The following is an 18,433-nucleotide window of genomic DNA, read 5'->3' as shown; positions in this document are numbered from 1 at the left end:
ACCGGCACCGCCGGACATTGGAATTATGCCGGACGACACGCCGGAATAACAACAAGGTTATTCGCCCTCACCTGAGCGACCATCGAACAGGTGCCTGAACAGGCGGAGGGAGGCGCGGATGTCGGTTCGACACGGCCTCCTCAGTGTCCTCACGCTGGGTCCGGCGTACGGCCTGCAGCTTCACGGCGAACTGCTGGCGCGTGCCGCCCACCGCGGTTCCGTGAACGTGGGACAGATCTACGGCACGCTCGAGCGGCTTCTGAAGCAGGAGAGGATCCGTCGCGCCGGCAGCACTTCCGACGGGTTACCGCTCTATGCACTGACACCGGCCGGCAACGACGAGGCTCTCGCCTGGCTGACGGGTACGGCTCCCCTGGATTCCGACTGGACGGAGATGCTCGACCGAGTGCTCATCTCGAGCACGGTTCCGGCCGGTGACCCGCATGCGGTGATCGACGGCTACCTGCGGCATTGGACGGCGATGATCGCCGTCGCGGGCGATCCCGAGACGGCGTCGGCGACGACCCTCGCCGACGCGGCGTCCGCCGAACTCGCCGGTGCCGCTCTTCGCTGGCTGGCTCGAGCCCGCGACACCGCCGCGACAGGGACGCTCGTCCGGCCCCTGACGGTGGTCAGACCGCGCCGGGGGCGCCCCGCAGCATCGGTCTCCTGATCGTGACTCCCGATCCGTCAGACGGCCGACAGGCTCCCCTCGTGGCGCGGAGGGTCAGTGCAGCCCGTCGCCGTCCACGGTCAGTACCGTCTTCTCCCCCGCCGCGATCTCGAAGTCGAGTCGGTTGCGCGCCGGAGGGATCGGGCAGCTGAACTGGTAGCTGAACGCGCAGGGCGGCAGTACGGCGCGGTTGAAGTCGAGCTCGATCTCGCCGTCCTCGCTGGGCGGGAAGAACAGGAACCGGCCCATGCTGTAGCTGCTCACCCCGCTGGTCGCGTCGGAGAAGATCAGCTGCAGCGCCTTGCCCTCGCGGCGGACTTCGAGGGTGTGCGATTCGCCTTCGCGCTCGAAGGTGACCTCGTCGCCGTCGAGTCGCGCCGGAACGACCCAGGCCGGGTCGTAGTCGAATGCGGCGATGCCCTGGAAGCCGTCGACAGCCTCGGACCGGGAATCCCAGACGCGTAGCGCGTAGCCGCCGTCCTCGACGCGCACGACCGTCCCACGGGTGTGGTCGTCGAAGACGAGAGTGCTCGCGACCATCGCGTCCGCTCCGGCCACGATCACGTCGCCGTCGACCGGGTCGCCATCGACGAGTATCCCGTCGGAGGCCTCCGCCGTGACCAGGAGGCCGGATTGGCCGTCGGGCAGCGGCGACCAGAGACCGGGGACCCCCCACACCGGCTGAGGGGCGTCGATGCGCTGACTGTTGACGAGCGCCAGCGGGCCGAACGCCGATACCGCGTTCTCGACCCGCCGGGCCTTCAGGCGCCGATCGAGTTCCGCGTCGCTCACCAGCGGACCGGTCGGATTCGACTCGTACTCGTCCGTCGTCATCGGGTGACCTGCTTCCTGCGTATCCATCAGCGGTGAAAACCCTGTTCGTGTACCGATTATTTCGAGCCGGGGATGGTTCGGAGCCGAGTCACGGCTGGGTCGGACGCCAGAGCTCGAGCACGGGCACCCCGGGAGGGGTGAATCCGAGTGTCTGCCCGTAGAACGACAGAGCGGCCTCCCGAACCCGGATGCGGGTCTCGGCTCGTCGGAAGCCGTGGGACTCCCCTTCGAACTCGAGGTAGGCGTGCGGCACGCCGGCGGCGATCATCGCATCGCGGAACCGTTCGGACTGCGCAGGGGGAACGACCTTGTCGTCGAGTCCCTGCAGCAGCAGAACCGGCCTGTCGAGTGCATGGAAGTGGGTGAGCGGCGACCGCTCGACGTAGAGTTCCTCGGCCTCGGGCAGGGGGCCGACGAGGCCGTCGGTGTACCGGGCTTCGAAATCGTGTGTGCCCTCGGCGAGCGAGCGCAGGTCGGCGACCCCGTACAGCGAGACACCGCAGGCGAACACATCGCCCCGGACCAGGGCGGAGAGCACGGTCCAGCCCCCCGCGGATCCGCCCTCGATGGCGATGCGCGCCGGATCGGCGAGCCCGTCGGCCGCGAGGCCGCGGGCGACGGTCTCGACGTCTTCGACGTCGACGACACCCCACTGGCCCTTGAGGCGCTCGCGGTACTCGCGCCCGTAGCCCGTCGATCCGCCGTAGTTGACGTCGACCACGCCGATACCGCGGCTCGTGTAATACGCGTAGGTCAGGTTGACGCTCGCCTGCGCGTGGGCGGTCGGACCTCCGTGCACGAACAGGACGTACGGCGGAAGCTCGCCGTCGGGCGCGGCGAAGGACGGGTTGCGCGGCGGGTAGACGACCGCATGGACCTCACGAGCGGGGCCTGAGGGCACCGCGCCGTCCTTCTCGTTCGCGGAGAAGGTGCGCTCCTCGGCGTGGGGCAGGTAGGCGGGGTCCGGGAGCTCGTCATGGTCGGATCTGATCAGCTCGACGGATGCGGAGTCGACGTCGATGAGGCGGAGGCCGCCGGCGATCTCGGCGCTGCCTCCGGTGAGCAGGATCTGCGTCCTCCCGTCCGACGACGTCCTCACGTCGTCCAGGTCGACGCTCGTGAACGGAAGTTCGAGGACGCCGGTCGAACCGTCGGGGCCGAACAGCTCGAGCCGGTCGCTGCCGAAGCTCGATCTGGCCAGGATCCGGTCGGGCCCGAGGGGCAGGTACCACGACACCCCGAGGTTCCAGAGCGGGCCGCCCGTTTCGCGCCCGTCACCCGCCCACTCGGTGACCTGCCCGGTGAGATCGACGACGACCGGGCGCCAGAAGCCCGATCGGTCGGCCACCGCCCACAGCGAGTCCTCGTCGCGCCACTCGGGCTGCAGAATCGATTCGTGCGATCCGCCGGCGAGCGTGCGCCAGGTCTCGACCGAGCGGTCGGCGCTGAGATCGGCGACGCGCAGTTCGGTGCCGTCCCACGGCATCTGCGGGTGGTCCCAGGCGATCCAGGCCAGTCGTCCGCCGTCGGGCGAGAAGCGCGGGTAGGCCACGAAGTCCGATCCGCCGACGATCGTCCTGATCAGCGACGGGTCATGGGCGGCGCTGCCGTCGAGCGGGATCGCCACGATGTGACGGCTCACCGCCTCGGGACCGGTGACCTCGCGGACGGCGATGACCTCGTGACCGCGCACCGAGAGTTCTCCGTAGGCGATCGAGGTGTCCTCGGATTCGACCTCGGGGGTCAGGGCGACCGCCGCCCCCGCGGGCGGGACGACGCGGACGCGCTGGTCGGAGCCTTCGACGTAGACGAGGCGACCATCGGGAGTCGCGGTCCAGGCACCGCCGCCGTATTCGTGGACCCGGCTGCGCGCGCTGGCGGGCGCAGCGAGGACCGCGACGATCTCGCCGTCGGGGCCGTGACGGAAGACGCCGGTCCGGCCCGTTTCGGTGGGTCGCCTCTCGGACCACCAGATCTCGTCGCCGACGAAACGGCCGCCCTCGATCGCGTGGACTCCCGCCGCGACATCGGTGGCGGAGATCGGCGAGACCCAGGATCCGAAAGGCGCGGGCTGACGGTCGGCGGAGCTGCGGGAGGCGTCGGAAGTCACTCATCGAGCGTAGCCGCGCCCCCCGACGCCGCTACCTCAGGGGTGCAGCACGACCTTGCCGCCGGGGTGGCCGCCGGCGACCAGCTCCGCCGCCTCCCGGGCATCCGCGAGAGCGAACGAAGGGCCGAGCCTCACCACGACCCGTCCGTCACCGGCCAGCTCGAGGAGCGGTCCGCGTGCCGCATTGCGGATATCCGTTCCCGGGTCGGCGCCCGAGCCGCCGCCCAGGAGAAGGATGCCCGCCGCGGCACCGTGCGCGAAGCCGTTGATCGTCGCGATCCTGGACCGATCGGCGACCAGTGCGACGGAGTCGTCGATGGCCTGGTCGCTGCCGACCGTGTCGAGCGCCGCGTCGACCCGCGCCGCGAGAGCACGGACGCGCCCGACCAGACCGTCGCCGTAGAGCACGGGGGTCGCGCCGAGCGAGCGGACGTACTCGGCTCCCCCATCGCTCGTCGTGCCGATGACGCTCGCTCCCGCGAGGCGCGCGAGCTGGGTGGCGATGGATCCGACGGAACCGGAAGCGCCATGGACGAGGACGGTGTCTCCCGCTCCGACGCGGGTCGCCGTCAGAAGGTGCTGGGCGGTGACGCCGACGAGGAGAAGCCCTGCCGCCGCGTCGAAGCCCAACCCCTCCGGTTTGGCGAACACGCTGCGCGCGGCTGTGGTGATCTCGGCCGACCAGCCCCCGCGGACCCGGTAGGCGACCACCTCGTCACCGATCGCGAACGGACCTGCATCGTCACCGACCGCCGAGATCACACCGGAGACCTCGGCGCCGATCCGCAGTGGCAGGTTCGCCTCGTTGCGACCGAAGACCCCCGCCGCGGTCTTGATGTCGGAGGGGTTCACCGCGGCTGAACGGACCGCGATCGTCACCTCGCCGATCCCCGGAGCGGGCGTGTCGAGGTCGGCGAGCTCGAACACCTCGGGACCGCCGAACGCGGTGGCGACAACAGCAGCGGGCACGGAGAACTCCTCGTCCGGCGCCGCGCGGAGCGAGCGCCTGTGCGGCCCGCCTGATTCCGGGCACCCGTCCGTCTTAGCACCGCCCGGCCGCCGAGCGCCACGCGCCGAGCCCCCGATCCCTGTGCATCCGGTCTCCGACCGCGGGGGAAATGCCCGGCGCAGCCGGGTCGACCTAGCCTGATGCCGTGAACTCCCGGCGAACTCGACTGAGGTCCGTCGCGACCGTCGTCGTCGCGCTGGCCCTCGTCGGCGCCGCGGCGGTGACCGTCAGCGTGGTCGGCCCCGCCAACGCCGCCGATGACTACCCCACCTGGGAGGAGGTCGAGGCTGCGAAGGCGAACGAGAGCGCAGCCGCGGCGGAGGCCGCCCGGATCGAGGGACTCCTCGACGGGCTCCAGGCGGACGCGGCGGCCCTCGGCGACGAGGCCGTGCGCCGATCAGCGGCAGCGGTGGAATCGCAGCGGGCCGCCGACCAGGCCGACGCGTCGCTCGCGTCGCTCCAGGCCGAAGCGGCTGCCGCGCAGGACCGCGCGGCCGCGGCGACGAAGCAGGCCGGGGCACTCGCCGCCAGTCTGGCTCGTGGCGGCGACCCCGCACTCGGACTCTGGCTCTCGGGCGGCGACGCATCGATGCTCCTGTCGAAGACCGGCTATCTCACCAAGCTCAGCGAGTCGCTCGCGGCCCTGCGTCAGCGGGCGGAGGACGAGCGCAGCGGAGCCGCCGCGCTCATCGAACAGGCAGCCGACGCGGCGACCGCGCGGGATCAGCTCGCCGCGGCTGCCACCGCGAGCGCGGCCGAGGCGGAGAGCGCGCGCCAGGCCGCCGATGCGCGGGTCGCCGAGGCCCAGTCGCGGGCGTCGACGCTGTACGACCAGCTCGCCTCGCTCAAGGGCACCTCCGCGCAGCTGGAGCAGGAGTTCCGCGAGGGGCAGGCCCTTGCGCAGTCCTACACCCCGCCGAGCACCGGCGGTCCGGCCGACGATCTGGCGACCACTCCGAGCGGTTCCGGCTCGCTCAGCCCCGCCGATTCGCGCGCCTACGCCGCGGGACAGGTGCGGGCGCGCGGTTGGAGCGAGGCGGAGAACCAGTGCCTGGTGTGGCTGTGGAACCGGGAATCGGGCTGGAGATGGGACGCCTACAACACCTCGAGCGGCGCCTACGGAATCCCGCAGTCGCTTCCGGGCAGCAAGATGGCCGCCTCCGGCGCCGATTGGCGCACCAGCTCGTCCACCCAGATCAACTGGGGTCTCGGCTACATCGCCGGTCGATACGGAACACCGTGCGGGGCGTGGGCGCATTCGGAGGACGTCGGCTGGTACTGACCGGCCCTCACCGCTCGGACGCATGCCGAACGAAGCGGAACGCAGGCTTCCTCATCAGGAGCCTGCATTCCGCCTCTCCGAACCAGCGGCGTCCCCGGCTCTACGCCGTGGGAGTCCAGGCGCTGCCCGACTCGGCGCTGCGCTCGACCGCGTCGAGGACGCGCTGCACCTGAAGTCCGTCGGCGAACGACGGCGACGGGTTCGTGCCGTTCGCAACGGCTTCGACGAAGTCCTTCGCCTGGTGCGAGAAGCCGTGCTCGTAACCGATGATGTGGCCCGTCGGCCACCAGTTGGCCATGTACGGGTGCACCTCCTCCGTCACGAGCACCCGAGTGAAGCCGAGCCGGTCGCCTGGGGCCGTCCCGTCGTACACGCTCAGCACGTTCATGTCCTCGAGGTCGAACGAGATGGCACCCTTCGATCCGGCGATCTCGATCCGGAACGCGTTCTTGCGTCCGGTGCTGAAGCGGGTGGCCTCGAACGAGCCGACCGCTCCCCCGTCGAACCGGCCGGTGAACAGCGCCAGGTCGTCGACGGTGACCTCTCCGCGCTCAGCGGACGCCGTTCCGCTCAGGCCGGATCCCTCGGCGAGCAGCGGGCGCTCCTTGACGAAGGTCTCGAGCATGCCCGACACGGTCGTGAGGCGCTGACCGGTGATGAACTGGGCGAGGTCGATGGCGTGCGCGCCGATGTCGCCCAGCGAACCGGAGCCCGCGAGCTCCTTCTTCATACGCCAGGTGAGGGGCGCCTCGGGGTCGACCAGCCAGTCCTGGAGGTAGTTGGCACGGACCTGACGGATCTCGCCGACGGCACCTGAGGCGACGAGGTCGCGAGCGAACGTCGCGGCGGGAACCCGGCGGTAGGTGAAGCCCACCATCGACCGGATGCCCTTCGCCTCGGCGCGCTCCGCGGCCGCGGCCATCTGCTCGGCCTCCTCGACCGTGTTCGCGAGCGGCTTCTCGCACATGACGTGCTTGCCCGCCTCGAGGGCGGCGATCGCGATCTCGGCGTGGGTGTCGCCGGGCGTGACGATGTCGACGATGTCGATGTCGTCGCGGGCGATCACCTCACGCCAATCGGCGCTCGACTCGGTCCAGCCCCACTTGGCCGCGGCATCGGCGGCTCGACCGGCGTCGCGGCCGACGAGAACCGCCATCTCGACCGGGGCGGGAAGGTCGAAGAACCGCGGTGCGACCCGCCAGCCCTGTGAGTGCGCGGCACCCATGAATCCCTGCCCGATCATCGCCACCCGCAGTGGTGCAGCCATCAGTTCTCCTCATCGATCGTGTTGGTCTCGCGCAGGGTCATCTGTGACGTCGCGCTACAGCATTCTTGCGTGCCCGTGCTGCCGCCCGCGACCCGTCGGCCGGGCGATCGGGCGCGCACAGAGGATCAGCGCGAGGCCCAGAGCAGTCCGCGCTCGATGATCGTGCGCACGTTGGGGTCCTCGAGCACCTCGACCCGGTGGCCGGCGGTGCTCACGAAGACGCGCCCCTTGCCCCACTGACGCGTCCAGATCGCGGGCGACGTGACGGGGCGCTGCCACTGGTCCCAGGGGCGGGCGTCGAGGGTCGTCGTGGCGAGGACGTCGTTCAGGTCGTCGCTCAGAACCCAGTACTGCTCGGTCGTGAGCTCGAAGTCCTCGATGCCCTGCGTGATCTCGTGCTCGCGGCCGAGGGGTGTGATGTCGATGCGGTAGGGGATGTAGTTGTCGACCTGCTCGCCGATCAGCTCCGACGGGTGCTTGCCGGGGTGGTGCGCGAACTGGCCGCCGATGAGCTGGAGGTAGTCGGCCTCGTTGCGATAGGAGTCGGCGATGCCGCCGTGCCAGCCCGCGATGCCGGTGCCCGCCTCGATGGCGGCGCGCAGGCCGGCGATCTCGGGCTTCTGTATCACATTCATCGTGTTGCACTGGACGATGAGATCGACACCCGACATGACGTCGGCGTCGGCGTAGACGGCGGGGTCCTCGTAGACATCGACCGTGTAGCCGTTCTCCTCGAGGAAGGGGATGAACATCTCCGTCGACTCGACGGGCATGTGGCCGTCCCATCCACCTCGGACGACGATGGCGTGCTTCGGGGAACTCTCGTCGGTCATGTACTTCCTCGCTTCATCGTGGGGCAGGCTCTCAAAAGTATCTCACCGGATACCTTTGGCGAGCCTCACACCGCGAGTCGCTCGTAGACGGTGTCGACGTAGGCGGCGAACGACGTCTCGAGGTCGAACGCCGGGTTGAGAATGAACTGGATCTCGAGACCGTCGAGGATCGCCAGCAGGTATTCGGCCTCGTGCGCGATCTGCTTCTCGGAGAGACGCCGGAAGTGGCCGCCCTCACTCGCCGCACGGAATCCGTTGCGCATGCTCTCGAGGGTGCGTCGGTACCGGTTCGTCATGAACTCGTGCGCCGGGTGCTGCGGGGTCGAAGCCTCCGCGGCCATCGTCGTGTAGAGCTGGAGAAGACCCTTGTGGTTCACGTGGTAGTTCATCAACTCGACGAAGCCGTCGAGGAACGCGCGCTCCTCGGTCCCCCGGGCGACGATCTCCCCCGTCACGGAACCCCAGTGGTCGAGCACGGCGATGAGAAGCCTCTCCTTGCTGCCGAACAGTTTGAGGATCGCGGCGGGCGTTCCCCCCACGCGATCCGCGACCTGCTGGAGCGTGCCACCGCGGAAGCCGAACTCCCCGAACACGTCGGTCGCCGTGACGACGACCTGGCGCCGGCGCTCGATGCCGCGCTTGTAGGGACCGCGCGGCTGGCCGTCTCTCGAGGCGGGGTTCGCGATGGTCACGCCAGAAGTTTAGGGACTCCGTGGTGGGCGGGCATCAGGGGGTCGCGGTCCTGACCGCCGCGGACAGCAGGTCGAGGTCGTCGGCGAACCCGCGCGCGTCGTCCGACCGACCACCGGTCAGCACGAGTTCTCGGACACGCCGCCACGCGGCGCGATGCGCCGACTCGTACTTCGTCACCTGGAGGACGGCACCGTCGGGACCGCTCACGATCGCCTGGCCGGGAGTCGCCGTGTCGGGGGCGGGCAGATGAACCTCGACCGCCTCGGTCGGGCGCACGAGACGCACCGTGGCCGCCGCGGGCAGGCCACCGGTGAGGATCGCCGCGAGGCTAACGGTCGTGCCGTCCGCCAGAGTGCCGAGCGCGTCGTAGCCGCGTCCGTCGAGGCGCAGATAGCGAAGAGCGACGACGGGACCGATCGCGGCGCGGAGGAGCGACAGCTGGTCGAGGGCGGCCTGGAAGAGGTCGCTCGCCAGGGGCAGCTCGACGCGTGCCTCGACCAGCGCGCTCGGTCCGGTCAGGCGGCGGAAGTGCTCTGCAGCTGCGGAGACCGCTGGATTGTGAACCCACGGCGAGTCGAGCACGACGGGCGCGGAGCTCCGGTCGGCAAGCGCGACGAGAGCATCACGGTCGACCGGTTCCGGTGCGACGACGACGACGCCTCGGGCGCCGGAATCGAGGGCCCCCTGCGCGACCCGAGTCCAGCCGACGGTTCCGCGGAGACCGACCAGGTCGGCATCCGAGGAGACCGGATGCAGCGACTCCGGAAGCGACGCGAGGACGAGAAGCGGGTCTCCGTAGGGGCCCGAACCGGGCGACGTGACCGTGAGGCGGTCGACGCCGAACGCGATTGGTGCGTCCGTCGTCGTGCTGCTGTCGGTCATGCGGTCACCTCGGATCCGAACCTTGCGCGGACGTTGGCAGTCGCCGCGTCGGCGATGCCCACGGCGAAGGCCAGATCGTCGGCGAGGTAGGAGACATCGAGCGGTTCCGCCTCACCTCTGGCGAGGTCGGCGACGTAGCGCCATTCGCGCTCGTAGCCGTTCACTCCCGTGGGCCCGAAGCTGCGCGTGGACTCGCCGTCGAAGAACGTGGTGACGCCGGAACCGGCGTGGACGTAGGGCGGTGGGAAGTCGATCCGCATAACCGTGTCGTCCGATACCGCCTCGAACCGCCACTCGGGCCTCCACGATTCGTTGTTGAGGCCGTAGAGCTGAACGTTCTTGGCGCCGACGCGCAGATTGACGAGGTATCCACCGGGGTCGAGCACTTGGGAGGACAGGAGCTCGACGTCGGTGAAGTCGGGGCAGAACACCCGGACGAGCGGCAGGTCGTGGATGGCCAGCCCCATGATGCTGCCGTGCATGACGTCGGCGGCGATGTCGACCGCGGAGCGGGCGTCGATGCGCGCCCCCGGGCGTCCGAAGATCTCGGAGGCGAAGTCCTCGGAGCGGGTGTTCGGGGTGAGCACGATGGAGTACCGGATGGTGTGAGCGGTCTCGACCAGATCACCCCATTCGGCCCTCGCGGAGAGCCACGCGGGATCGAAGGTGTGCATCGCACCGACCACGACCGGCACCCCGGTCTCGGCGGAGACCTGCGCGATCTCCCGTGCCTCCGCCTCGGTCAGCGCAAGCGGCTTCTCGCAGAGCACGGCCTTCTTCCCGGCGCGACAGGCGGCGATCACCTGGGCGGCGTGGAACTTGTTCGGGCTGCAGACGACGACGATCTCGACCGCCGGGTCGGCGATCAGCTCGTCGGCGCTCGTGGTCCACCGGGACTCGACCCGGGAAGCGATCGCCTCCGCGACCTGCGCATTCACATCCATGACGTTCACGACCTGCACCGAGTCGCGGATCCGGTCGATCGTGGGGATGTGGATCGCCTGCGTCACCGGTCCGCAGCCGAGAATTCCGACACCGATCGTCGAATCAGCCATGGCTCCTCCTGATCTCGAAAGCGGAGCCGAGCGCTCAGCACTGAGAGCAAAAGTATATAGCTGTGCACTTTTCGAGCGCCAGCCCCGGGAGAAGGATCCCGGGGCTGAGCATCGTGCGTCAGGAGGCGAGCGAGAGCACGCCGTCGACCCGGCGGGGAACGCCGGTGTAGCCGTCGCGCAGCTCCTCCGGGAGGACCGTCTCGGGAGCGTCCTGCCATGCAAACGGCCGCAGGAACCGCCGGATCGCGGTCACGCCCACCGAGGTGTGCTGCGAGTTCGTCGCCGGCCATGGTCCGCCGTGGTGCTGCCCCCAGCTGACGCGCACGCCGGTCGGGTAGCCGTTGAAGACGAGCCGGCCCGCGTAGTCGCTCACCCGGCGGGCGAGATCCGCGGTCAGCTCCGTCTCGTCGGAGGCATTGTGGATGGTGGCGGTCAACGACTTGGGGATGTGCCGCAGGGCCTTCTCGATGTCGCTGATGTCGTCGTAGTAGGCGACGACGATGAGCGGTCCGAACGCCTCCTCCGTGACATCCGCCGTCACATCCGACGCGTCGATGGTGAGGAGGCTCGGGGCCGCGGAGAACCCTTCGCCCGTCGACTGGCCGGTCGCGACGAGGGTGGCGTGCCCGTCGGCGATGAGACGTTCGCGGATCTCGCCGAACGATTCGCTGATGCGCGAGTTCAGCAGCACTCCGGGCGCGGCGGCGGTGACCTTCTCGATCATGCCGTCGACGATCGACTCCCCCGCCGCTCCGCGGGGCACGAAGGCGACACCGGGCTTGGTGCAGAACTGGCCGGCACCGAGCGTGAACGATCCGAACAGGCCCTGCGCGATGTCCGCGGCGCGCTCGGTCGCGGCGCCCTCGGTGATGATCAGCGGGTTGAGGCTGCTGAGCTCGCCGTAGAACGGGATGGGCTCGTCGCGCTTCTCGATGATGTCGAGCAGCGCCTGACCGCCGCCGAGCGAACCGGTGAAGCCGACCGCCTTGATCCGCGGGTCGGCGACGAGGGCCGCTCCCGCCTGGGTTCCGAAGACGATGCCCAGCGTGCCCTCGGGAGCGCCGTACGCGGTCGCCGCGTCGGAGAGCGCCTCGTAGGCGAGCGCGGAGGTGAGCAGGTGCGAGCTGTGCGCCTTGAGCACGACGGGGCAGCCCGCCGCGAGGCCCGAGGCGGTGTCGCCGCCCGGTACCGAGAAGGCGAACGGGAAGTTGCTCGAGCCGAACACCGCGATGGGTCCGATCGGGACGAGCATGCGGCGCAGGTCGGGGCCCGGTCCCATCGGGGTGTCGCCCGCGTGGTCGATGGTGGCCTCGAGGTAACCGCCGTCACGGAGCGCCTCGCCGAACAGGCGCAGCTGGAAGGCGGAGCGGGTCAGCTCGCCGCCCAGGCGCGCGGCGCCGAGACCGGTCTCGCTGTCGGCGGTCGCCACGAGTTCGTCGCGTCGGGCCTCGAGCCCGTCGGCGAGGGCGTCGAGCAGGGCGGCACGCCAGATGCGGCCGTGACCGGCGAGCTCGGTGAAGGCGGCAGCGGCCCGTGCGGCGACCTCGTGCACCTCCTCGGTCGTCGTCGGCTCGATGGTGGTCTCGGAGCGCTCGCCGGTGCGGGGGTCGGTCGTTGTGAGCACGGTTTCTCTCTTCACTGTCTCGGGATGAAACGGTCGATGTTCTGGATTCGATCGGGCTGCGGACGGTCAGAGCAGTCCGCGACCCGCCAGGTTGGTCATGAGCGCCGCGATGCCGAAGGTCCAGGGTTCGGCGGACTCGCTCGTCGCGACCCTGTTCACCAGTCCGCCCAGTTGGGGTGCACTGATGCGCACGATGTCGCCGCGCTTGTGGGTGAAGCCGCGGCCCGCCTCGCCGCGGTCGACGATGGGGGCGAACAGCGTGCCGAGGTAGAGCACCGCTCCGTCGGGGTACTGGTGATGGGGCCCCACCAGTTGCGCCGCGAGGTCTGCGGGGTCGCGGCTGATCTCGGAGAGCGGCGAGGTCGCCTCCAGGCGGAATCCGTCCTTGCCGGTGATGAGGAGGTCGACGGAGATCTGGCGGAGATCGTCCTGGCCGAATCCGTCGTCGAAGAAGCGGATGAACGGTCCGAGGGCAGCGGAGGCGTTGTTGTCCTTCGCCTTCGGCAGGAGGAGAGCCGACCGTCCCTCGACGTCGCGGAGATTGACGTCGTTGCCGAGCGTCGCACCCACGATCCGACCCGACGACGAGATGGCGAGCACCACCTCGGGCTCGGGGTTGTTCCAGGTCGAGGACGAATGGATGCCCACCTCGACCGCGGTTCCCACGCTGCCGAGCACCGGCGCCTTGGTGAAGATCTCGGCGTCGGGACCGATGCCGACCTCGAGATACTGGCTCCACAGGTCCTGCTCGATCAGGTACTCCTTGACCTTCGCCGCCTGCTCGGAGCCGGGGATGAGGCTGCGCAGCTCGGACCCGATGCGCTCCGCGATGGCACCGCGGATCTGCTCGGCGAGCTCGGCGTCGCCGCGGGCCTTCTCCTCGATGACGCGTTCGACCATCGAGACCGCGAAGGTCACCCCGGCTGCCTTGACGACCTGCAGGTCGATGGGCGACAGCAGCCACGGCTTCGTCGTGTCGCGCGACTCGGGCGGGGTGTTGGCGAGCACGTCGGCAAGCGCCCCGATGCGGACGCCCTCGATCGAGGCGAGGAGCGCCGCGGGATCGTCGGCCTCGAACAGGACGCGCATCGTCGCGGCGGAGGCCGACAGGTCGTAGAGGCCGTCTTCTCGAACGGCGACGACAGCGGGTCCCTCCACGCTCGGCAGCCAGACGCGGCCCGCGAGGGCACCCGCGTATCCGTCGGCCGGCAGCAGGTCCGCCACCTCAACGAACCACGGGCGCTCGCCGTCTCGGGTTTCATCCACCTGCGTCACCGACTGACCTCCGTGTCATGCATCGGTGCCGTCGCGCGGACGACACCGGACTGGAACCCGGCTGGAGCGACTCACCGCGCCATCGGGGTCTTCGCCGACGATCGTATCTCGTTGTTACTTCCAACAAATAACCGCAGATGTCGGGATCGCCACGCTTCGCTGAACGCGCGCGGGCATCCCGGGCGGGCCGTGTCAGAGTTTCGCGCGGCGCGCTCGTACGAAGCTGTAGACGCCGTACGCGATGAATCCGAGCCCCACAGCGGTGAGGATCACGGGCCCGAACGGCAGTTCGACGAGGCTCTTGAGCGCGCCGTCGAGACCGGCCGTCCGACTCGCGTCGGAGGTCACCGCGGCCACGCCGAAGAGGATCCCCACGACGATCAGCGCGACGCCTTTGGCGATATAGCCGACCATGCCGGTGAGCTGCGTCGCGCGCCCCGCCTTGCCGCTCGGCGGGACGATGTCCTCGAGGAACTTCTTCCGCGCTCCCTTGACGATGAAGTACACGCCGATCGCGAGGATTCCGAGGGCGACGACCACCAGGGCGACCACCCCGAACGGAGACTGGAGCAGCTGGGCGCTCAGCGACTGGGCGTCCTGATCGCCGCTGCCGCCTCCGCCGCCCATGGCGAAACGGAGCGCCGTCGCCCCGATCGCCCCGTAGGCGATGGCCTTTCCGACGTCCTTGGCCCGTTCCGCCCACAGCTTCTTCGTGTCGCTCTCCGTCGCCAGGAAGGCCTGCGTCACACTCCACAGTGCGAGCGCGAAGAGCCCGACGGTCATGAGCCAGAGCAGTACGACCCCGCCGGGGTTGGCCGCGACCGCGCCGAGGGCGCCCGATTGGTCGGCGTTCCCACCACCGCCCCACGCGACCGAGATGGCGAGGAACCCGATGAGGATGTGCAGCACCCCGTTGGCGGCGTAGCCGCCGCGGGCGAGGATCTGGACCGGTTTGCTGGAGGAGACGTTGGACGCGGTGGCTTTCGCACTGGTCGGCATGCCGCCAGCGTAGGGACGCGTCGGTGCGAGCGTGCTGAGACTTCTCGCACTCGGGCTGCCGTAGATTCGAGACATGAAGACCCTGCCAGTGCTGTCAGAAGAAGCTCCCGACGCCTCCAACATCATCCTCGGACTGATGCGCATCCGGGAGATGAGCGATGAGGAGATCCGCACCCTCGTCGGCACCGCTCGAGACAACGGCATGAACTACTTCGACCACGCCGACGTGTACGGCGGGGAGGTCCACGGCTGCGAGAAGCGCTGGGGCGAGGCGATCACGCTCTCGCCGTCGGAACGCGAGCAGACGATCATCCAGAGCAAGGCGGGGATCCGCAAGCCCGGCTACTTCGACTTCTCGACCGAGCACATCCTCGAGGCCGTCGACGGCTCGCTGGCTGCGCTCAACGTGGACTACCTCGACGTGCTCCTGCTGCATCGCCCCGACGCTCTCGTCGAACCCGACGAGGTGGCGGCGGCATTCGACACCCTGGCCTCGGCGGGCAAGGTGCGCAACTTCGGCGTCTCGAACCACACCCCGTACCAGGTCGAGCTTCTCAAGAAGTCCGTCACCCAGCCCCTGCAGATCAATCAGGTGCAGCTGAGCATCACGCATGCGCCGATCATCGCGAGCGGTGTCGCGTCCAACATGCAGGGTCTGGCACAGTCCGTCGACCGCGACAACGGCATCCTCGACTACTCCCGCCTGAACGGGATCACCCTGCAGGCGTGGTCGCCGTTCCAGAAGGGGTTCTTCGACGGCGTCTTCCTCGGTGACCGCGACACCTATCGCGAGCTGAACGACGCCCTCGACGAGCTTGCTGCGAAGTACGACGTGACTCCGACCGGGATCGCGGTCGCCTGGATCACCCGCCACCCCGCGGACATCCAGGTCGTTCTGGGCACGACCAAGCCGGCTCGGGTCGCCGAGGCGGCGGCCGGGTCCGACATCCCGCTGACCCGTCAGGAGTGGTACCGCCTGTTCACGGCCGCCGGCTACCTCGTCCCGTGAGCGGGGTGCCCGCCTGACCGGCGGGCGCGTGCGGCGGTCAGGGGAGGATCGAGTCGACGTAACCGCCGTCGACCCGGATCGCTCCCCCGGTCGTCGCTGAGGCGAGGGGCGACGCCAGATAGGTCACGAGGTTCGCGATCTCGTGCGGCTCGATGAGTCGCTGGATGAGCGACTGCGGCCGGTACTGCTTCATGAACTCGCGTTCCGCTTCGGCCCACGCCAGGTCTCTGCCGACGAGGCTGTAGACGAAGTCCTCGACGCCTCCGGTGTGGGTGGGGCCGGCGATGACGGAGTTGACGGTGACGCCGCTGCCGGCGGCGGCTTTGGCGAATCCGCGGGAGACGGCGAGCAGGGCGGTCTTGGACATGCCGTAGTGGATCATCTCGGCGGGGATGACGATGGCGGAGTCGCTGGCGATGTTGAGCACGCGGCCCCACCCCCGGTGCATCATGTCGGGCAGGTAGGCGCGGGTGAGCCGGACTGCCGACAGCACGTTGGTCTCGAAGTAGCGGAGCCATTCCTCGTCGCTGATCTCGAGCGGGTCGACCGCGCCGAAGATGCCGAGGTTGTTGACGAGGATGTCGATCTCGAGGAGCTGCTCGCGGACCTTCGCCGCCCCCTCGGCCGTTGCCACGTCGGCGACCACTCCGATCAGCTGCGCGCACGGTGTCGAGCGGGTGATGTCGGCGATGGCCTCGTCGACGCTCTCCTGACTGCGGCCGTTGATCGCGACGGTCGCCCCCGACTCCGCGAGTTGAGTGGCAATGGCCAGGCCGATGCCCTTGGTGGATCCGGTGACGAGCGCGGTCTTCTCGGTCAGTTCGATCTTCATGGGTCCATCTGAGCACTCGGGGCCCCGTCGGAACAGTGCCCGGGGACTACCCCTGGACACCGCAAGAGCTTGCAGCGATCAGCCGCGCCTCAGAGCGCGCTTACGGCAGTGTGGGCGAGCGTGCGGCGGTTGCCGCCCTGCCGGGGTGTCCGGGTGGAGTCGACGTGGGGTGGCGGGGTGAACCACGGGGTGCCGTTCCTGTACTCGAGGAGCCAGCCGTCGAGATCGAATCGGCGGTGGTGGAACGGGCAGAGCAGTGCGCCGTTGTCGATGTCGGTGGGGCCACCGCGGCTCCACGGGACGATGTGCGCAGCGTCGCATCTCCGGGGCGATGCATCGCAGTCGGGCCACGTGCAGCCACCGTCCCTCGCAGCCATGGCCCGTCGTTGCGCCCGCGTGAAGAACCGCCGGGTCGCGCCCAGCTTGAGCGGTTGGCCGTCGCCGCCGATCGTAAGCGGGATGATCTCGGCGTTCTGCGCCATCCGCCGGGCGGTCGCACCGCTGATGGGGACCGGGGACCCTTCGATCCAGGCGCTGCCCGGGTGACCGGCGAGTACCGCATCGGTCAGGTGCACGACGACGGTGGTGTCGACACCACCGAGGTCGCCGCCGTCGGCACGGAGGTAAGCCTGGGCGATTTTGACGACCGCGTCGGCACGCTTCTGGTCGAAGGTGCGGGTGTCCGAGGTGGCATCGTCGGCCGTCTCGCTCGGTTCGCCGTCGTCGGAGAATCGGACCTGCCTGCGTGGCGCGATGATCGACTCGATGGCAGTTCGGAAGGTCGGCGCCTTCTCGGGGTCGAGGCGCAGTCGCCATTCACTGCTGCCGTCGGGGAGCACCGTCTCGCGCGCGTACCGGCGCTTGTAGGCGAGTTGCTCCCTGGCTTCGAGGTCGGCTTCGGACTCGAAGCGGTCCTGCAGCTCGACGCAGACATCGCGGAGAGTCTGCGCAGACCAGTGCTCGGCGGCCCCTTCGACCAGGGCGCGCTCGAGAGTCTCGAGGTCGGTCGCGCTCGTGTGCGGTTCGATCTGCTCGAGAGTCGCCACGATGGTGCGTGCCGCACTGCCCCCGATCGCTCCCGCGGCGAGACTGTCGGCCGTGACGGCGAAGAACGGAGGGAGGATCTCGCCGGTGAGGCCCTCTCGGGGAGTCAACGACAGGCCCAGCTGGGCGAACCGCGCGGCTTCGGCTCGAGCCATGCGAGTCCGCGTCGCCACGAGCGAAGCGGCGCTCTTCTCGCCGAGGCGTCGGGCCAAGGGGTCGGGCAGAGTCGGCTCGCTGCGGCGGGCTATCTCGCCGACGCCGAACGCCACCGCTGCCTCGGCCAGGCGGAGGACCTCGATGGCGTCGGACACGTAGTCGAGCACGTCACTGTCGCTTGCGCCCATGAGGGTCTCGACGGTCGACCCGGGAACGATGCCGCGCAGCGATTGGACGCGAGCGTCGAGACGAGCGGCCTCTTCAGCCAAGCGCCTCGTCGTCGTCTCCATGTCCTGACTCTGCCAGCAACCTCCGACATCGGGTTCCTGGCAGCTCGGGAGGGGCCGACCGAGTCAGTCCGCGGCGGCGATGGAGCGCAGGCGCCAGGACGAGTGGAAGAACGCGGCGGCGACGAGGAGGTACCAGATCCCCACGATGAGCTGCGACGGCTCGGCGATGCCGGCCCCCGAGATGGCCTGGCTGCCGGCCTGCAGCACGGCGATGAGTCCCACGAAGTATCCGGCCAGAGGCTGCCCGGTGAGCTTCCACCACGGACGGGGCGCGTCGCTCTCACCCTCGACGCGGAAGTTGCGCGCGCACACGACGACCGCGGCGGTCCCCACCAGAACGATGGCGACGGCGCCCGCGAGCAGACCCCACACGGTCGAGGCGAGGAAGGTGGCGAAGAAGACGACGATGATCGAGACGATCAGCACGGCGGCCTTGGTCGGCATGGCACGCACCCTCGTCGAGTCCTTCATTTCACTCTCCGGTTGTTCTGGCATGCACGTCTGTTCTGGCATGCACGTCGTGGGCGAGCGCGTCGGCGTCGTTCAGGCCGCGAGCGGTCGCAGTA

Annotated in this window: 17 protein-coding genes; 3 read left to right on the top strand and 14 right to left on the bottom strand. The window is 69.6% G+C overall.

The features are described 5' to 3' along the window. Positions 1–118: 118 nt before the first annotated feature. Positions 119–673 (top strand): PadR family transcriptional regulator, encoded by a 555-nt coding sequence (locus tag DDQ50_RS10690; RefSeq protein WP_116756717.1) that lies wholly within the window; start codon positions 119–121, stop codon positions 671–673. A 54-nt stretch (positions 674–727) separates the two neighbouring features. On the opposite strand, the gene DDQ50_RS10685 is transcribed toward DDQ50_RS10690, so the two are convergent. The 3 genes from DDQ50_RS10685 to DDQ50_RS10675 form a co-directional block, all read right to left on the bottom strand. Next, complete coding sequence (locus tag DDQ50_RS10685) at positions 728–1,507, bottom strand: DUF1684 domain-containing protein (RefSeq protein ID WP_116756716.1); 780 nt, start codon at positions 1,505–1,507, stop codon at positions 728–730. A gap of 88 nt (positions 1,508–1,595) precedes the next feature. After that, positions 1,596–3,617 carry a S9 family peptidase gene (locus DDQ50_RS10680; RefSeq protein WP_116756715.1) on the bottom strand — a complete coding sequence of 674 codons (2,022 nt, stop codon included), beginning with the start codon at positions 3,615–3,617 and terminating at the stop codon, positions 1,596–1,598. A 36-nt stretch (positions 3,618–3,653) separates the two neighbouring features. Next, complete coding sequence (locus DDQ50_RS10675; RefSeq protein ID WP_116756714.1) at positions 3,654–4,586, bottom strand: quinone oxidoreductase family protein; 933 nt, start codon at positions 4,584–4,586, stop codon at positions 3,654–3,656. A 185-nt stretch (positions 4,587–4,771) separates the two neighbouring features. Between DDQ50_RS10675 and DDQ50_RS10670 the strand changes: the two genes are divergently transcribed. Then, positions 4,772–5,908 (top strand): aggregation-promoting factor C-terminal-like domain-containing protein, encoded by a 1,137-nt coding sequence (locus tag DDQ50_RS10670; protein WP_116756713.1) that lies wholly within the window; start codon positions 4,772–4,774, stop codon positions 5,906–5,908. A gap of 100 nt (positions 5,909–6,008) precedes the next feature. Here DDQ50_RS10670 and DDQ50_RS10665 read toward each other — a convergent pair whose 3' ends face one another. The 8 genes from DDQ50_RS10665 to DDQ50_RS10630 form a co-directional block, all read right to left on the bottom strand. Continuing rightward, entirely contained in the window at positions 6,009–7,151 is a 1,143-nt protein-coding gene (locus DDQ50_RS10665) for a Gfo/Idh/MocA family protein (protein ID WP_116757399.1), read from the bottom strand. Between the two features lie 149 nt (positions 7,152–7,300). Further along, positions 7,301–8,008 (bottom strand): ThuA domain-containing protein, encoded by a 708-nt coding sequence (locus tag DDQ50_RS10660; RefSeq protein ID WP_116756712.1) that lies wholly within the window; start codon positions 8,006–8,008, stop codon positions 7,301–7,303. Between the two features lie 65 nt (positions 8,009–8,073). Continuing rightward, the gene (locus DDQ50_RS10655) at positions 8,074–8,700 is read right to left on the bottom strand and encodes a TetR/AcrR family transcriptional regulator (RefSeq protein WP_116756711.1); all 627 of its coding nucleotides are present in this window, start codon (positions 8,698–8,700) and stop codon (positions 8,074–8,076) included. 34 nt (positions 8,701–8,734) lie between these two features. Then, entirely contained in the window at positions 8,735–9,583 is an 849-nt protein-coding gene (locus tag DDQ50_RS10650; RefSeq protein WP_116756710.1) for a hypothetical protein, read from the bottom strand. Beyond that, on the bottom strand, positions 9,580–10,638 hold the full coding sequence (locus DDQ50_RS10645; protein ID WP_116756709.1) for a Gfo/Idh/MocA family protein: 1,059 nt from the start codon (positions 10,636–10,638) through the stop codon (positions 9,580–9,582). Before DDQ50_RS10645 ends, DDQ50_RS10650 begins: the two co-directional genes overlap by 4 nt. Before the next feature lie 118 nt (positions 10,639–10,756). Then, positions 10,757–12,262, bottom strand: a complete 1,506-nt coding sequence (locus DDQ50_RS10640; protein WP_116756708.1) for an aldehyde dehydrogenase (NADP(+)) — start codon at positions 12,260–12,262, stop codon at positions 10,757–10,759. 66 nt (positions 12,263–12,328) lie between these two features. Beyond that, positions 12,329–13,528: a fumarylacetoacetate hydrolase family protein gene (locus tag DDQ50_RS10635; protein ID WP_165829783.1), complete on the bottom strand. Its 1,200-nt coding sequence runs from the start codon at positions 13,526–13,528 to the stop codon at positions 12,329–12,331. 201 nt (positions 13,529–13,729) lie between these two features. Beyond that, positions 13,730–14,536: a DUF1206 domain-containing protein gene (locus DDQ50_RS10630; protein ID WP_116756707.1), complete on the bottom strand. Its 807-nt coding sequence runs from the start codon at positions 14,534–14,536 to the stop codon at positions 13,730–13,732. A gap of 73 nt (positions 14,537–14,609) precedes the next feature. On the opposite strand from DDQ50_RS10630, the gene DDQ50_RS10625 reads away from it, so the two are divergent. Then, a complete protein-coding gene (locus DDQ50_RS10625; protein WP_116756706.1) occupies positions 14,610–15,545 on the top strand; it encodes an aldo/keto reductase in 936 nt (311 codons plus the stop codon). Positions 15,546–15,582: 37 nt separating this feature from the next. Here DDQ50_RS10625 and DDQ50_RS10620 read toward each other — a convergent pair whose 3' ends face one another. The 3 genes from DDQ50_RS10620 to DDQ50_RS10610 form a co-directional block, all read right to left on the bottom strand. After that, on the bottom strand, positions 15,583–16,377 hold the full coding sequence (locus DDQ50_RS10620; protein WP_116756705.1) for an SDR family NAD(P)-dependent oxidoreductase: 795 nt from the start codon (positions 16,375–16,377) through the stop codon (positions 15,583–15,585). A gap of 89 nt (positions 16,378–16,466) precedes the next feature. Further along, entirely contained in the window at positions 16,467–17,867 is a 1,401-nt protein-coding gene (locus tag DDQ50_RS10615) for an HNH endonuclease signature motif containing protein (RefSeq protein WP_116756704.1), read from the bottom strand. A gap of 63 nt (positions 17,868–17,930) precedes the next feature. After that, positions 17,931–18,311, bottom strand: a complete 381-nt coding sequence (locus tag DDQ50_RS10610) for a hypothetical protein (RefSeq protein ID WP_133245957.1) — start codon at positions 18,309–18,311, stop codon at positions 17,931–17,933. Between the last annotated feature and the right edge of the window lie 122 nt (positions 18,312–18,433).

This window comes from Amnibacterium flavum, from assembly GCF_003097495.1.
GTDB classification, from domain to species: domain Bacteria; phylum Actinomycetota; class Actinomycetes; order Actinomycetales; family Microbacteriaceae; genus Naasia; species Naasia flava.
Note: the sequence above shows the minus strand (reverse complement) of the source record. Positions and strands in the feature narration are given on the sequence as shown.

Excerpts from the sequence above, each read along its gene's own strand:
- DDQ50_RS10650 (WP_116756710.1), bottom strand. The coding sequence starts at position 9,583 with ATGACCGACAGCAGCACGACGACGGACGCACCAATCGCGTTCGGCGTC.
- DDQ50_RS10630 (WP_116756707.1), bottom strand. The coding sequence starts at position 14,536 with ATGCCGACCAGTGCGAAAGCCACCGCGTCCAACGTCTCCTCCAGCAAA.
- DDQ50_RS10685 (WP_116756716.1), bottom strand. The coding sequence starts at position 1,507 with ATGACGACGGACGAGTACGAGTCGAATCCGACCGGTCCGCTGGTGAGC.
- DDQ50_RS10615 (WP_116756704.1), bottom strand. The coding sequence starts at position 17,867 with ATGGAGACGACGACGAGGCGCTTGGCTGAAGAGGCCGCTCGTCTCGAC.
- DDQ50_RS10645 (WP_116756709.1), bottom strand. The coding sequence starts at position 10,638 with ATGGCTGATTCGACGATCGGTGTCGGAATTCTCGGCTGCGGACCGGTG.
- DDQ50_RS10660 (WP_116756712.1), bottom strand. The coding sequence starts at position 8,008 with ATGACCGACGAGAGTTCCCCGAAGCACGCCATCGTCGTCCGAGGTGGA.
- DDQ50_RS10690 (WP_116756717.1), top strand. The coding sequence starts at position 119 with ATGTCGGTTCGACACGGCCTCCTCAGTGTCCTCACGCTGGGTCCGGCG.
- DDQ50_RS10620 (WP_116756705.1), bottom strand. The coding sequence starts at position 16,377 with ATGAAGATCGAACTGACCGAGAAGACCGCGCTCGTCACCGGATCCACC.
- DDQ50_RS10610 (WP_133245957.1), bottom strand. The coding sequence starts at position 18,311 with ATGCCGACCAAGGCCGCCGTGCTGATCGTCTCGATCATCGTCGTCTTC.
- DDQ50_RS10665 (WP_116757399.1), bottom strand. The coding sequence starts at position 7,151 with ATGATCGGGCAGGGATTCATGGGTGCCGCGCACTCACAGGGCTGGCGG.
- DDQ50_RS10625 (WP_116756706.1), top strand. The coding sequence starts at position 14,610 with ATGAAGACCCTGCCAGTGCTGTCAGAAGAAGCTCCCGACGCCTCCAAC.